Genomic DNA, 13,568 nt, shown 5'->3' with positions numbered 1-13,568 from the left:
TAGGCCGATCCGCTCACACGCGGATCGACCGTTCGCCTCGCGGGCAGCCGCGTAGCGGCGCACCGCGGTCGGCTTCAAGCATGGTCGCGACGCGCAGAGCGTGTCGCGACCGGCTAGGCCGATCCGCTCGCACGCGGATCGACCGTTCGCCTCGCAGGGAGCCGCGGAACGGCGCACCGCGGTCGGCTTCAAGCACGGTCGCGACGCGCAGAGCGTGTCGCGACCGGGGCTGAGCGTTCGGTGATCGCACCTCAGCGCTCGTCCTGATCAGGGCGCCGACATCACGAAGGGCCGGGGCCCGCGACTACTGGTCGCGGGCCCCGGCCCTTCGTCGTTCACGCTTCACCTCTTCGAGCGGAGTCCCGCGCAGGGAGCTCCGGAAGTCCTCACCGCGTCCTGATCAGGCGATCCCCTGCTGCGCCGTCGTCGGGCAGGGGCGCCGCCTCTCCTCGCCCGGTCACAGAGGTCCCGTGGACGCCGGATCCACGAGCCGAACGGCCGAGTCGCGTGCCGGCGGATCGGTCCAGGCGGACGCCCGACGCTCCAGCCGGCCCGCCATGCTTGCGAGCCGACCGCGGCGCGCCGCTATCGGCGCGCAGAAGGGAGCGCCGCGGCCGATCCGCGCCGCTAGGACAGGCGGCCGACGGAAGCGAGCGCGGCGCGGATCAGCGCGCCCCGCCCGCCCTCCATCTCGGCGGAGATCGCGTCGGAGCAGGCCTCGTCGGGGGTCATCCAGGTGAGCTCGAGGGCGTCCTGGCGGGGGTCGCAGGTGCCGGTGACGGGGACGACGTAGGCGAGGGAGACCGCGTGCTGGCGGTCGTCGGTGAACGGTCCCATGCCGGGCATCGGGAAGTACTCGGCGACGTGGAAGGGGAGCGGGCTCGCCGGGAGGAGGGGGAAGGCCATGGGACCGAGATCCTTCTCGAGGTGGCGGAACAGCGCGTCGCGCAGCGTCTCGCCGTACATCACGCGACCCGAGACGATCGTGCGGGTGATCTGGCCGGAGGGGGTCGCGCGCAGGAGCACGCCGACCTCGGTGACCTGCCCGAGCCCGTCGACCCGGACGGGCACGGCCTCCACGTACAGCAGCGGGAGCCGCCGGCGGATCTCGGCGAGTTCGTCGTCGGACAGCCACCCGGAGTTCGGGTCAGGGGTGCGCACGCTCATGCAGCCATTCTCACCCTTCGCGGCTGGTGTTCCGACCGGCGGCGGCGATCCCGCACTCAGGGGGATGATGGTGCGATGGGAATCGACGCGAACGCGGTGCTGTGGTCCTCCTCCGAGCGCGACCGCGTCGGCAGGCCCCTCCTGGTGCTGCTGCACGGCTACGGCTCGCACGAGGGGGACCTGTTCTCGCTCGGCGCCTACCTGCCGCTGGAGCCGGTCCTCGCGTCCCTCCGGGCGCCTCTCGCCCTGGGCGGCGGGGCGAACGCGTGGTGGCCCCTCCGGGTGCCGCTGGTGCCTGACGAGCCGCGGGCCGATCCCGAGGCCGTCGAGGCGGCGGCGGCGGGTGTGATCGAGTGGCTCGACGCTTTGGAGCACCCGGGTCCGGTGGGGCTGCTGGGCTTCTCCCAGGGCGCCGCGCTGGCGGTGCAGCTGCTTCGGCGCGCGCCGGGCCGCTTCGCCTTCGCGGTCGCTCTGTCCGGGTTCGTGGTCCCGCTCGCCGAGGGCGACGACGCGGACGAGCGGCTCGCCCGCGAGCGTCCTCCGGTGTTCTGGGGCCGCGGGACGCTCGACACGGTGATCCCGGAGGAGCTCGTGCGGGACGCCGTGGCCTGGTTCCCGGAGCACACGGCGCTCGACGCCCGGGTCTACGAGGGCGTCGCCCACGGAGTCGGGCAGGCCGAGCTCGCTGACATCGGCACGTTCGTGCGTCTCGGCTTCGCCTGACGGGCGGGCTCCTCCGCGTCAAGGGCTCGCCCCCGGGCCGCGGCCCCGGCAATGTCGGAGGTGGCAGGGAGGATGGATGCATGCCGGACGTCCTCGAGCGCTTCTCCCCCGCCACGCGCGCGTGGTTCGAGGGCGCGTTCCCGGCGCCGACCGCCGCCCAGGAGGGCGCCTGGTCGGCCATCTCGAGTGGAGCGCACGCCCTCGTGGTCGCTCCCACCGGCTCCGGCAAGACGCTCTCGGCCTTCCTCTGGGCGATCGACCGGCTCGTGCAGGGCCCGCCGCCGGAGGATCCGCAGCACCGCACGCGCGTGCTCTACGTCTCGCCGCTGAAGGCTCTCGGCGTCGACGTCGAGCGCAACCTCCGCTCGCCGCTCGTCGGCGTCACCCAGACGGCGCTGCGGCTGAGCGCCGAGGGCATCGGCAGCGCGCCGGCCACGGTCACCGTCGGGGTGCGGTCGGGAGACACGCCCGCCGCCGAGCGGCGCGTGCTGCAGAAGACGCCGCCGGACATCCTGATCACGACCCCCGAGTCGCTCTACCTCATGCTCACCTCGGCGGCGCGCGAGTCGCTCCGCGGCGTCGAGACGGTCATCGTCGACGAGGTCCACGCGGTCGCGTCGACCAAGCGCGGGGCGCACCTCGCCGTCTCCCTCGAGCGGCTCGACGCCCTGCTCCCGAAGCCGGTGCAGCGCATCGGCCTCTCGGCGACGGTGCGTCCGCGCGAGGAGGTGGCCCGGTTCCTCGCCGGCCGCTCCCCGGTCGCGATCGTGGCTCCGGCGTCCGAGAAGCAGTGGGACCTCAGCGTCGTCGTCCCGGTCGAGGACATGTCCGAGCTGGGGACGGCGGCTCCGCAGGACGGATCGACGATGGGGGCCACCGGTCCGCAGAGCGGGTCGATCTGGCCGCACGTCGAGGAGTCGATCGTCGACCGGGTCCTCGCGCACACCTCCTCCATCGTCTTCGCGAACTCCCGCCGTCTCGCCGAGCGGCTGACCGCCCGGCTCAACGAGATCTACGCCGAGCGCCGCGAGCTCGCCGCGGGGCGGGCGCGCGAGGCGGGCGAGCCCGTCGCCGTCGGGGCCCTGCTCGCCGAGGCGGCCTCCTCCTCCGTCCGCCGCTCCCCGGCCGAGGCGATGGGAGCGGCCGGGGGCACGAGCGGCAGCGGGCAGTCCGCGCCCGACGAGGAGCCGCTGCTCGCCCGCGCCCACCACGGTTCGGTGAGCAAGGAGCAGCGCGCGATCATCGAGGACGACCTGAAGTCCGGCCGCCTGCGCTGCGTGGTCGCGACCTCGAGCCTCGAGCTGGGGATCGACATGGGCGCGGTCGACCTCGTCGTCCAGGTCGAGACGCCGCCCTCGGTCGCGAGCGCCCTGCAGCGCGTGGGTCGAGCCGGCCACCAGGTCGGCGAGGTCTCGCGCGGGTCCTTCTACCCCAAGCACCGGGCCGACCTTCTCCACTCCGCCGTGACGACGGAGCGGATGCGCTCGGGCCTGATCGAGGCGATCGCCGTCCCCGCGAACCCGCTCGACATCCTCGCGCAGCAGACCGTCGCCGCGACCGCCCTCGAGAGCCTCGACGTGGACGACTGGTTCGACACCGTCCGCCGCAGCGCCCCCTTCGTGTCCCTGCCCCGCTCCGCCTACGAGGCGACCCTCGACCTCCTCTCGGGCCGCTACCCCTCCGACCAGTTCGCGGAGCTGCGGCCGCGCCTCGTCTGGGACCGCGACGCGAACACGCTCACCGGCCGGCCCGGCGCCCAGCGCCTCGCCGTCACCAGCGGCGGCACCATCCCCGACCGCGGGCTCTTCGGCGTGTTCATGGTCGGCGAGCCGGGCTCGACCGGCAACCGCGTCGGAGAGCTCGACGAGGAGATGGTCTACGAGTCCCGCGTCGGCGACGTCTTCGCGCTCGGAGCCACCAGCTGGCGCATCCAGGAGATCACCTACGACCGCGTGATCGTGACGCCGGCGTTCGGCGAGCCCGGGCGCCTCCCGTTCTGGAAGGGCGACTCGCAGGGGCGCCCCGCCGAGCTCGGCGAGGCGATCGGGGCGTTCACCCGCGAGGTGGGCGCCGCCGCCCCCGAGACGGCGCGCGAGCGCTGCACGGCGGCCGGGCTCGACGAGTACGCGACCAACAACCTCCTCTCCTTCCTCGACGAGCAGCGCCTGGCCACCGGGCAGATCCCGGACGACCGCACCCTCGTGCTCGAGCGCTTCCGCGACGAGCTGGGCGACTGGCGGCTGGTGCTGCACTCCCCGTACGGGATGCAGGTGCACTCGCCGTGGGCGCTCGCCATCGGCGCCCGCGTCCGCGAGCGGCACGGCGTCGACGGAGCGGCGATGGCCGGGGACGACGGCATCGTCGTGCGGATCCCCGACACCGAGTCGGAGCCGCCGGGCTCCGAGCTGTTCCTGTTCGAGCGCGAGGAGCTGGAGCAGCTGGTCACGAGCGAGGTCGGCGGCTCCGCCCTCTTCGCCGCCCGGTTCCGCGAGTGCGCGGCGCGGGCGCTCCTGCTCCCGAGGTACAACCCGGGCAAGCGCTCCCCGCTCTGGCAGCAGCGGCAGCGGGCGGCGCAGCTGCTCGACGTCGCCCGCACCTACCCGACTTTCCCGATCATCCTCGAGACCGTCCGCGAGTGCCTCCAGGACGTCTACGACCTGCCCGCGCTGCTCCGGCTCGCCGCGCGGCTGGACGGGCGCGAGCTGCGGATCCTCGAGGTCGAGACGCCGACCGCCAGTCCGTTCGCGCGGTCCATGCTCTTCGGCTACGTCGCGGCCTTCATGTACGAGGGCGACAGCCCGCTCGCCGAGCGCCGTGCCGCGGCGCTCTCGGTCGACGCGACGCTCCTCGGCGAGCTGCTCGGCCGGGCGGAGCTGCGCGAGCTGCTCGACCCGGCCGTCCTCGCGCAGATCGAGCGCGAGCTGCAGCGCGTCGAGCCCGAGCGCCGCCTCCGCGGGCTCGAGGGCGCCGCCGACCTGCTCCGGCTGCTCGGCCCGCTGACGCTCGACGAGCTCGGGGAGCGCCTGGTCGACGAGTCGGTCGCCTCGGCGGACGTCGCGAAGGCGCCCGCGATCGAGCGCGCGGTGCTCGAGGCCGACGTGGCCGCGCTCGTGAAGGCCAAGCGCGTCCTGCCCGTGGGCCTCGGCGGTGAGCAGCGGTACGCCGCGATGGAGGACGCCTCCCGGCTCCGCGACGCTCTCGGCGTGCCCCTGCCGATCGGCGTCCCCGTCGCCTTCATCGACCCGGTCCGCGATCCGCTCGGCGACCTCGTCGCCCGCTACGCGCGCACCCACGGCCCCTTCACCGCCGCCGCCGTCGCCACCCGCCTGGGCCTCGGAGTCGCGGTCGTCACCGACACCCTGCGCCGCCTCGCGGGCGAGCGCCGCGTCTCGGAGGGCGAGTTCCGCCCCACAGGCACCGGGACCGAGTGGTGCGATGCCGAGGTGCTGCGCCGCCTGCGCAGCCGCTCTCTCGCCGCGCTCCGCAAGGAGGTGGAGCCGGTGGACGCGGCCGCGTACGCCCGCTTCCTCCCCGCCTGGCAGCACGTCGGCGGCTCGCTCCGCGGCATCGACGGCGTGGCCTCCGTGATCGACCAGCTGGCCGGCGCGCCCATCCCCGCGTCCGCCTGGGAGTCGCTGATCCTGCCCGCCCGGGTGCGCGACTACTCCCCCGCGATGCTCGACGAGCTCACCGCGACCGGCGAGGTCCTCTGGGCCGGCGCGGGCACCCTGCCCGGCAACGACGGCTGGGTGAGCCTCCATCTCGCCGACACGGCAGGGCTGACCCTCCCCGTCCCCGCCGCCGAGTCCGTGACCCTGACCGAGCTCCAGCAGGAGATCGTCGGCGTGCTCGGCTCGGGCGGCGGCTACTTCTTCCGCCAGCTCTCCGACGCGGTCGGCTCCACCGACGACGCGGGCCTCGTCGAGGCCCTGTGGGAGCTGGTCTGGGCCGGGCTCGTCACGAACGACACCCTGGCGCCGCTGCGCACCCTCGTCGGCTCGACCGGCGGCGCCCACCGCCAGCCGCGCGCCCCCGCCCGCGCCCGCGCGCCCCGGGGCCGGATGACCGCCCGCCCCACGATGGCCACCCGCGTGGGGCCGCCGACCGCCGGCGGCCGCTGGTCGATCGTGCCGCTCGCGGAGTCGGACGCGACGATCCGCGGGCACGCGCTCGGCGAGACGCTGCTCGAGCGGTACGGGATCGTCACCCGCGGCTCCGTGCAGGCCGAGGGCGTCCTGGGCGGCTTCGCCCTCGCCTACAAGGTGCTGAGCGGCTTCGAGCAGCAGGGCCGCGCCCGGAGGGGCTACTTCATCGAGAAGCTGGGAGCAGCGCAGTTCGGCACCGCCGGCAGCGTCGACCGGCTCCGCACGTTCGCCTCGCAGGACGAGGCGCAGGAGCGCTCACGACCGGTGCTCGCGCTGGCGGCGACCGACCCCGCCAATCCGTTCGGCGCCGCTCTGCCGTGGCCGCAGGGCGAGGGGCACCGCCCCGGTCGGAAGGCCGGCGCGCTGGTCGCCGTCGTCGACGGAGCGCTCGCGGTCTACCTCGAGCGCGGCGGCAAGACCGCCCTCACCTTCACCGCCGACGAGGCGGCCCTCGCCGACGCGGCCGGCGCCCTCTCGCAGCTCGTCCGCTCCCGCGGGGTCGAGAAGCTGACCGTCGAGAAGATCGACGGCGTCTTCGCGCTCGGCACGCCCTTCGGCGACGCCCTCGTCGCCGCCGGCTTCGTCGCGAATCCGCGCGGCCTGAGGATGCGCTCGTGAGCGCCGGAGGGAGCCCGCGTGCCCGAGGGTGACACCGTCTACCGATCCGCCCACAACCTCGCCGAGGCGCTGGACGGCGAGGTCCTGACCCGGTGCGACGTCCGCGTGCCGAAGTACGCGACGGTCGACCTCACCGGCGAGACGATCGACGAGGTCGTCCCCCGCGGCAAGCACCTGCTGATGCGGGTCGGCGACGCGCTGATCCACTCCCACCTCAAGATGGAGGGGAGCTGGCACCTCTACGCCCGCGGCGAGGGCGAGCGGCCGAAGTGGCACCGGCCGGCGTTCCAGGCCCGGATCGTCCTCGAGACCGAGGACTGGCAGGCGGTCGGCTTCGAGCTCGGGCTCCTCGAGATCGTCCCGCGCTCGGCCGAGGAGGACGTGGTCGGCTATCTCGGCCCCGATCTGCTCGGCGCCGACTGGGACGCGGACGAGGCGCTGCGACGCCTGTCCGCCGATCCGGAGCGGCCGATCGGGCTCGCGCTGCTCGACCAGCGGATCATGGCCGGACTCGGCAACGTCTACCGCGCCGAGCTGTGCTTCCTGCGCGGCGTGCTGCCCACGCGCCCGGTCGGCGGGAGCGGCGACCTCGTGCGCACCATCGCGCTCGCGAAGCGGCTCATCACCGTGAACCGCGAGCGGATCGAGCGCACGACGACCGGCAACCTGCGCCCGGGCCAGCAGCTCTGGGTCTACGGCCGCGACCGCAAGCCGTGCCGGCGCTGCGGCACTCCGATCGAGCGCGGCGAGCTCGGCGACGACGAGCTGCAGCTGCGGGTCACCTACTGGTGCCCGAACTGCCAGAGCTGAGGGGCTACTCCTCGACCGCGGAGCGGCGCCCGGGGACGTGCTTCTCGTGGACGCCGACGTCCGTCAGGCGCTCGATGCGGTCGACGTGGCGGCCGGGCTCGCCGCCGTCCGCGACGATCCAGCTGCCGACGAGGAGGAACCCGTCGCGGCCGCCGGCCGTCAGCGGGCCCGTGATCGTGAACGACCCGAGCGCCGGAGTCGAGAACGCCACGCGCACCGGATCCCCGTGCTCGAGTCCCTCGGCCGAGCGCTCCCCGCCGACCTCGTCAGCGTCCGGAGCCAGGGCGATGCTCTGGATCTCGGTCCCCGTGCCGAGGAAGACGTCCGCGACGACGAGCTCGCCGCCGACGGCCTGCCGGACGACCCCCTCGATCCCGTAAAGGCCGTAGCGCGGGGAGCGGACGAGGACGCGCACCGAGTCGCCGATCGCGACCTCGGCGAGAGCACCCCGGATCGAGGCGACGTCCCTCCGCGCGGGAGGGGCGGACAGGGCGTCGAGGATCGGGCTGGGCATCCGATCAGGGTAGCCGCTCCGGGAGCGCACCCGCCCGGCGGATCGGCGGCGGATCCCGGCCGGCTGAGGCGCCGGGTCGCATCGGCCGCCGACGCCGCGCGCGAGCGGCGGAGCACCGGCCGGAAGGCTCCGGCACCGCGAGACCCCGGCACTGCGGCGACACCGGCACCGCCGGGAGACGCCGGAACTGCGGCAGGCGCAGTCACCGCCGGGAACGACGAAGGCCCCGCCTGAGCGGGGCCTTCGGACGATGCGGAGTCGGTGGGATTTGAACCCACGGAACCCAATAAAGGGTTCTCCACCTTAGCAGGGTGGTGCACTCGACCGGACTATGCGACGACTCCCGAGCGCCCGCTGGCGGACGCACGACGACCATCATAACCGCACCCGCGAGGGCCTCGCGACACGGGCGCCCGCCCCTCCGCGGGAAGGCGAGAAGCCGCCTACTGGTCCGACAGGGGCCGGCCGATCGTGCAGGTCTCCTGCTGTGCGGTCTGCCCGGAGACGTCGCTCGGGAGGGTGACCGGCCCGTCGGGTGCGCTCGTCGCGGGGGCGTCGGTCGCGGGGGCGTCGGTGGCCGGCGACTCCGTGGCCGCCGGAGCGTTGGTCGCCCCGGGCTCCTCCCCCGTCGACTGCGAGCCGCCGCCGGTGGTGCCGCTCAGCGCGATCGGCTGGTCGGCGAGGAGCGCCGCGTTCAGCGCCGCCGCCGCGTCCTCGCTGGGGTACACGCCGTTGCCGTCGATGAAGGTCGGGTACTGCACGAAGACCACGTTCGCGAGGTCGACGTCCTTCACCGCGAGGCCGATCGACACGAGGGTGTTCACGTTCTCGAGCGAGGTGGAGAGCTGCATGTTCGAGACGGCCGCCTTCGCGAGGCCGTAGAGGTTCACCGGGTTCGAGAGCGTCGACGCGCTCTTCACCTTGCGCACCAGCGATGAGAGGTACACCTGCTGGCTCGAGATGCGGGTGAGGTCGCTGCCGTCGCCGACGCCGTGCCGGGTGCGGAGGAACGCCAGCGCCTCGGCGCCGACGAGCGTGTGCGTGCCCGCGTCGAGGTTCAACCCCGTGTACTCGTCCTGGATCGGGGTGGCGACGCAGACGTCGACTCCGCCGACCGCGTTCGACATCTCGATGACGCCCTCGAACTGGATGAGCGCCGCGTAGGGGATCTCGAGCCCGGTCAGCTGCTCGACCGTCTGCACGGTGCACGCCAGCCCGCCGGCCTCGAGCGAGGTGTTGATCTTCGCCGAGTCCACCGCGTCCGAGACGGCGCCGGTGGCCGGGTCGGTGCAGGAGGGGATCGGGACGTAGAGGTCGCGGGGGAAGCTGACGACCTCCACGGTCGAGTGGTCGGCCGAGATGTGCATGAGCATCGTGACGTCGTTGAGGTTCTCGGCACGCTCGCCGTAGGCCCCGGCGGCCGATCCGTCGGCGCTGTCGCTGCCGGCGAGCAGGATGTTGACGCCGCCCTCGATCGCCCCGATCCCGGGCACGTCGCCCCCGCCCGAGTCGATCCCGAGGTCGACGGAGGGACGCGCGCTCCCGGCGATCAGCGAGGCGGCGATCGCCACGATGCAGACCGCGCTGAGCACGCCGACGCCCACGCAGGCCGCGAGGACCCGCGCGGCGAAGCGCACGCCGCTCGGGCGGCGCAGGCGGCCGTGCCGTGCTGCTGTGGTCCGGGTGGACGCGCGTTCGCTCATCGGGTCGTACTCTCTCTCGGCTGCGGGACGCGTGTCGTCCCGGAGTCAGCGCGCGAGGTGGAGAGCACCCGTGGTGCCGCCCGACCTCGGCTCAGCCGAAGAAGCCGACCGAGCAGGTCTGCTGGTCGGCGCTCTGGCCGGTGACCGATTCTGGCAGGGCAACCTTGGATCCGTCCTCGGGAGTCGCTGCAGGAGTGCCGGGTGCAGGAGTGCCGGGTGCCGCCTCGGCCGTCGCCAGCGGATCCGCGGTCGCCGGGCCGGACGGAGCGGCGGTGTCGGCCGGAGCCGCGGCCTCGCCCTCCACGGTCGCGCCGGCCCCCGTGCCGCCGGTGATGGCGATGGGCTGATCGGTCTGCAGGGCGCTCGCCAGGACGTCGCCCGCGGCGCGGTCCGGCTCCACTCCGCTCGGAGTCGCCCCGGTCGGGTACTGCGCGAAGACGACGTCCGCGAGGTCGACGTCCTTCAGCGCGAGTCCCATCTGGACCATCGTGTTCACGTTGTCGAGACCGGTCGAGAGCGTCATGTTGCCGAGCGCCGCCTTCGCGAGCCCGTAGAGCGCGACCGGGTTGAGGAGGGTGTCCGCGCTCTTGATCCGGCGCACGAGCGCCGAGAGGAAGACCTGCTGGTTGCTGATGCGGGTCAGGTCGCTGCCGTCGCCGATGCCGTGGCGGCTGCGGAGGAACTGCAGCGCCGCCATGCCCTCGAGCGAGTGCACGCCCGGCTCGAGGTAGGTGTTCGTGTAGGGGTCCGCGATCTCGGTCGCGACGCAGACGTCGACTCCGCCGACCGCGTTCGACATCTCGATCACGCCGTTGAACTGCACGACCGCGCCGTAGTCGACCCGGACGCCCATGAGGTCCTCGACGACCCCTGCCACGCAGCCGAGGCTGACGTCGCTGCCCATCGCCTCGTTGATCTTGGTGTCGTACCGGGCGGGGATCGTCTCACCCGTGGCGGCGTTCACGCACTCCGGGATGTCGACGTACATGTCGCGGGGGAAGCTCACGACCGTCGCGTTGCTGTGGTCGGCCGAGACGTGCATCAGCATGTTGACGTCGTTGAGGACGCTCGTCTCCTCATCGGGGTCGCCGTAGGCGTCGCCCTGGCCCTTCCGCGAGTCGCTGCCGACGACGAGGACGTTGAAGCCGCCCTCCAGTGCGCCGATCTCCGGGGCGCCTCCGGCCTCGACGCTGGAGCCGGCCGCGCCCGGGTGCAGGTCGACCGAGGGCTGCACGGACTGGACGATCAGCGTCGCCGCGATCGCGACCACCGACACCGAGGCGACCACGCCGACACCGCCCACGAGGGCGGCTCCCTTCACCAGGGTCCGCGCGAGGGTGTGCCGCTTCTGGCGGCCGTGCCGCACGAAGGGGCGCGGCGTGCGCGGAGTGTCGCGAGTCTGTATCGAAGGGCCCGTGCGGCGCATCCGTCTCCCGGTGTCGAGGCGTCAGTGGTGCGGAGGTGAGGGCCGGGCGTCGATCCCGGGCGTCGCGCAATCCTATACAGAGGGCTGGCGCGTTCCGAAGGAGAGCGGGCAGGCCTCCGTCGTCGCGCGCCAGGACGGGCGTCGGAAGGCGCCGGCGGGAAGCGACGCGAAGAACGGGACGGCGTGGCGGACGGCGTGGCGGAGGGCGTGGGATTCGAACCCACGAGACGTTTCCGCCCACCAGTTTTCAAGACTGGCTCCATCGGCCGCTCGGACAGCCCTCCCGGCCGCTCCCGCAGGAGCGACACCCGATAGTAACCGCCGAGCGCGCGGGACCGTGGTCAGCGCAGCGCCGAGAGCGCGACCGCCACGCCGTCCTGGTGGACCGAGGGGATCACGGCGGAGGCCACGGCCCGCACCTCGTCGGGCGCCTGCCCCATCGCGAGCCCTGCGCCCTCGGCGGCGGCCCAGGTGAGCATCTCGATGTCGTTGCGGCCGTCGCCCAGCGCGACCACGTCGCTCCGCTCGATGCCCAGCTCCTCGCGGACGACCTCGAGCGCGGTGGACTTGTTGACGCCGTGCGGGGCGATGTCGAGCCAGGCGGTCCAGCCGATCGCGTAGCTGACCTGGTGCAGGCCCATCTCCTCGACCAGCGAGGTGAACTCCTCGATCCCGGTCTCGGGCGAGATCACGACGACGCGGGTGCACAGCCGACCGAGCAGCTCCTCGAAGGGGACGTGGGTCGTCTCGGCACCCATCACGGCACCGCCCGGGAACGCCTCGGTGTAGAAGAAGGCGCCGTCCGCGTCCTCGACGGCGTAGTGCGCGTCGGGGAGGGAGCGGCGGATGGTCTCCAGGACCTCCGTCGGGTCGAAGGTCTCGACCGTCTCGGGGACGTAGGCACCGGACTCGTCCCGACGGAGCGTGACCGCTCCGTTGCAGCAGATCACGTACTCGGGCGAGATCCCGAGGCGCTCGACGACCGGCAGGGTGGAGGAGGGCGAGCGCCCGGTGGCGAGCATCACCTCGTCGCCCTGGGCGGCCACGCGGGTGATCGCGTCCGTCACCGCGCGGGCGATGGTGCCGTCCTCGTGCATGACGGTGCCGTCGATGTCGAGGGCGACGAGGCGGCGGCCGGAGGCGCGGGCCGCGCTCATGCGACGGGCTCGAGCACCTCGAGGCCGCCGAGGTGGGGCCGCAGCGCCTCGGGGACGAGCACCGAGCCGTCCGCCCGCTGGTGGGTCTCGAGGAGGGCGACGATCCAGCGGGTGGTCGCGAGCGTGCCGTTGAGGGTGGCGACCGGAGCCGTCCTCCCCGACTCGGTGCGGTAGCGGGTGTCGAGGCGGCGGGCCTGGAACGTGGTGCAGTTCGAGGTCGAGGTCAGCTCGCGGTAGGTCTCCTGCGTGGGGACCCACGCCTCCACGTCGAACTTGCGCGCCGCGCTCTGGCCGAGGTCGCCGGCCGCCGTGTCGATGACGCGGTAGTGCAGGCCGAGGCTCTGCAGGACGTCCTCCTGGTACGAGAGCAGGCGCGCGTGCTCCGCCTCGGCGTCCTCGGGGAGGGTGTAGACGAACATCTCGAGCTTGCTGAACTGGTGCACGCGGATGATGCCGCGGGTGTCTCGCCCGCCCGAGCCCGCCTCGCGGCGGTAGCAGGTGCTCCAGCCCGCGTAGCGCTTCGCGCCGCCGGAGAGGTCGAGGATCTCGTCGGCGTGGTAGCCGGCGAGGGCGACCTCGCTGGTGCCGGTGAGGTAGAGGTCGTCGTCGCGGAGGCGGTACACCTCGTCGTCGTGCTCGCCGAGGAAGCCGGTGCCGTCCATGATCTCGGGGCGCACGAGGGTCGGCGTGATCAGCGGGGTGAAGCCGGCGGCGAGCGCCTTCTCGAGGCCCAGGTTCATCAGCGCGATCTCGAGGCGGGCGACCAGGCCTTTGAGGAAGTAGAAGCGCGCGCCGCTGACCTTCGCGCCGCGCTGCATGTCGATGCCGTCCAGCAGCTCGCCGAGCTCGAGGTGGTCGCGCGGGGCGAAGTCGAAGACGGGGCGCTCGCCGACCGTCCTGACGAGCTCGAACGACTCCTCGCCGCCCGCGGGGACGCCCTCGATGATCGGGTTGGCGATGCGCTTCACCAGCACGGTGAAGGCGTCGTCGGCCTCGGACGCCTCCTGCTGGGCCTGCTTGGCGGCGGCGGCGAGGCGCTGGGCCTCGGCGACGAGGGCCGCCTTCTCGTCCTTCGGAGCCTTGGCGACGGTCTTGCCGAAGGCGTTCTGCTCGGCCCGGAGCCGCTCCGCCTCGGTGATCGCCGCACGGCGCACGCGGTCGGCCTCGAGCGCCTCGTCGACCAGCTCGACGGAGTCGCCGCGCGCCTCCTGCGAGCGCTTCAGGACGTCCGGGTTCTCGCGCAGAAGTACGGGATCAATCACCCCAGCAGTGTAGAGGAGGGCCGGGACGGGCCGCCGCCCGCGC

At 73.6% G+C, this 13,568-nt stretch carries 9 protein-coding genes and 2 tRNA genes; 3 read left to right on the top strand and 8 right to left on the bottom strand.

The window, feature by feature from the left end; all coding sequences use genetic code 11:
• Window positions 1–627: 627 nt before the first annotated feature.
• Window positions 628–1,167: an NUDIX hydrolase family protein gene (locus C5C69_RS11475; RefSeq protein ID WP_104225113.1), complete on the bottom strand. Its 540-nt coding sequence runs from the start codon at window positions 1,165–1,167 to the stop codon at window positions 628–630.
• A 75-nt stretch (window positions 1,168–1,242) separates the two neighbouring features.
• On the opposite strand from C5C69_RS11475, the gene C5C69_RS11470 reads away from it, so the two are divergent.
• The 3 genes from C5C69_RS11470 to C5C69_RS11460 all read left to right on the top strand — a co-directional run bounded on the left by C5C69_RS11470 (window position 1,243) and on the right by C5C69_RS11460 (window position 7,463).
• Window positions 1,243–1,890, top strand: a complete 648-nt coding sequence (locus C5C69_RS11470) for an alpha/beta hydrolase (protein ID WP_104233934.1) — start codon at window positions 1,243–1,245, stop codon at window positions 1,888–1,890.
• An 80-nt stretch (window positions 1,891–1,970) separates the two neighbouring features.
• A complete protein-coding gene (locus C5C69_RS11465; RefSeq protein ID WP_104233935.1) occupies window positions 1,971–6,653 on the top strand; it encodes an ATP-dependent helicase in 4,683 nt (1,560 codons plus the stop codon).
• A gap of 18 nt (window positions 6,654–6,671) precedes the next feature.
• On the top strand, window positions 6,672–7,463 hold the full coding sequence (locus C5C69_RS11460; protein ID WP_104233936.1) for a DNA-formamidopyrimidine glycosylase family protein: 792 nt from the start codon (window positions 6,672–6,674) through the stop codon (window positions 7,461–7,463).
• 4 nt (window positions 7,464–7,467) lie between these two features.
• Here C5C69_RS11460 and C5C69_RS11455 read toward each other — a convergent pair whose 3' ends face one another.
• The 7 genes from C5C69_RS11455 to serS all read right to left on the bottom strand — a co-directional run bounded on the left by C5C69_RS11455 (window position 7,468) and on the right by serS (window position 13,525).
• Window positions 7,468–7,977: a hypothetical protein gene (locus C5C69_RS11455; RefSeq protein ID WP_104233937.1), complete on the bottom strand. Its 510-nt coding sequence runs from the start codon at window positions 7,975–7,977 to the stop codon at window positions 7,468–7,470.
• 253 nt (window positions 7,978–8,230) lie between these two features.
• Window positions 8,231–8,321, bottom strand: a tRNA-Ser gene (locus C5C69_RS11450).
• A gap of 99 nt (window positions 8,322–8,420) precedes the next feature.
• Window positions 8,421–9,680: an LCP family protein gene (locus C5C69_RS11445; RefSeq protein WP_104233938.1), complete on the bottom strand. Its 1,260-nt coding sequence runs from the start codon at window positions 9,678–9,680 to the stop codon at window positions 8,421–8,423.
• A 91-nt stretch (window positions 9,681–9,771) separates the two neighbouring features.
• On the bottom strand, window positions 9,772–11,046 hold the full coding sequence (locus C5C69_RS11440) for an LCP family protein (protein WP_258066007.1): 1,275 nt from the start codon (window positions 11,044–11,046) through the stop codon (window positions 9,772–9,774).
• A gap of 256 nt (window positions 11,047–11,302) precedes the next feature.
• A tRNA-Ser gene (locus C5C69_RS11435) sits at window positions 11,303–11,390 on the bottom strand.
• A gap of 57 nt (window positions 11,391–11,447) precedes the next feature.
• A complete protein-coding gene (locus C5C69_RS11430; RefSeq protein WP_104233940.1) occupies window positions 11,448–12,263 on the bottom strand; it encodes an HAD family hydrolase in 816 nt (271 codons plus the stop codon).
• A complete protein-coding gene (gene serS / locus C5C69_RS11425) occupies window positions 12,260–13,525 on the bottom strand; it encodes a serine--tRNA ligase (protein ID WP_104233941.1) in 1,266 nt (421 codons plus the stop codon). Before serS ends, C5C69_RS11430 begins: the two co-directional genes overlap by 4 nt.
• Window positions 13,526–13,568 lie beyond the last annotated feature (43 nt).

The organism is Rathayibacter sp. AY1C7 (assembly GCF_002931865.1).
Taxonomy (GTDB): domain Bacteria; phylum Actinomycetota; class Actinomycetes; order Actinomycetales; family Microbacteriaceae; genus Rathayibacter.
This window is presented reverse-complemented; position numbering and strand designations above follow the sequence as displayed.

Excerpts from the sequence above, each read along its gene's own strand:
- C5C69_RS11475 (WP_104225113.1), bottom strand. The coding sequence starts at position 1,167 with ATGAGCGTGCGCACCCCTGACCCGAACTCCGGGTGGCTGTCCGACGAC.
- C5C69_RS11470 (WP_104233934.1), top strand. The coding sequence starts at position 1,243 with ATGGGAATCGACGCGAACGCGGTGCTGTGGTCCTCCTCCGAGCGCGAC.
- C5C69_RS11465 (WP_104233935.1), top strand. The coding sequence starts at position 1,971 with ATGCCGGACGTCCTCGAGCGCTTCTCCCCCGCCACGCGCGCGTGGTTC.
- C5C69_RS11455 (WP_104233937.1), bottom strand. The coding sequence starts at position 7,977 with ATGCCCAGCCCGATCCTCGACGCCCTGTCCGCCCCTCCCGCGCGGAGG.
- C5C69_RS11445 (WP_104233938.1), bottom strand. The coding sequence starts at position 9,680 with ATGAGCGAACGCGCGTCCACCCGGACCACAGCAGCACGGCACGGCCGC.
- C5C69_RS11430 (WP_104233940.1), bottom strand. The coding sequence starts at position 12,263 with ATGAGCGCGGCCCGCGCCTCCGGCCGCCGCCTCGTCGCCCTCGACATC.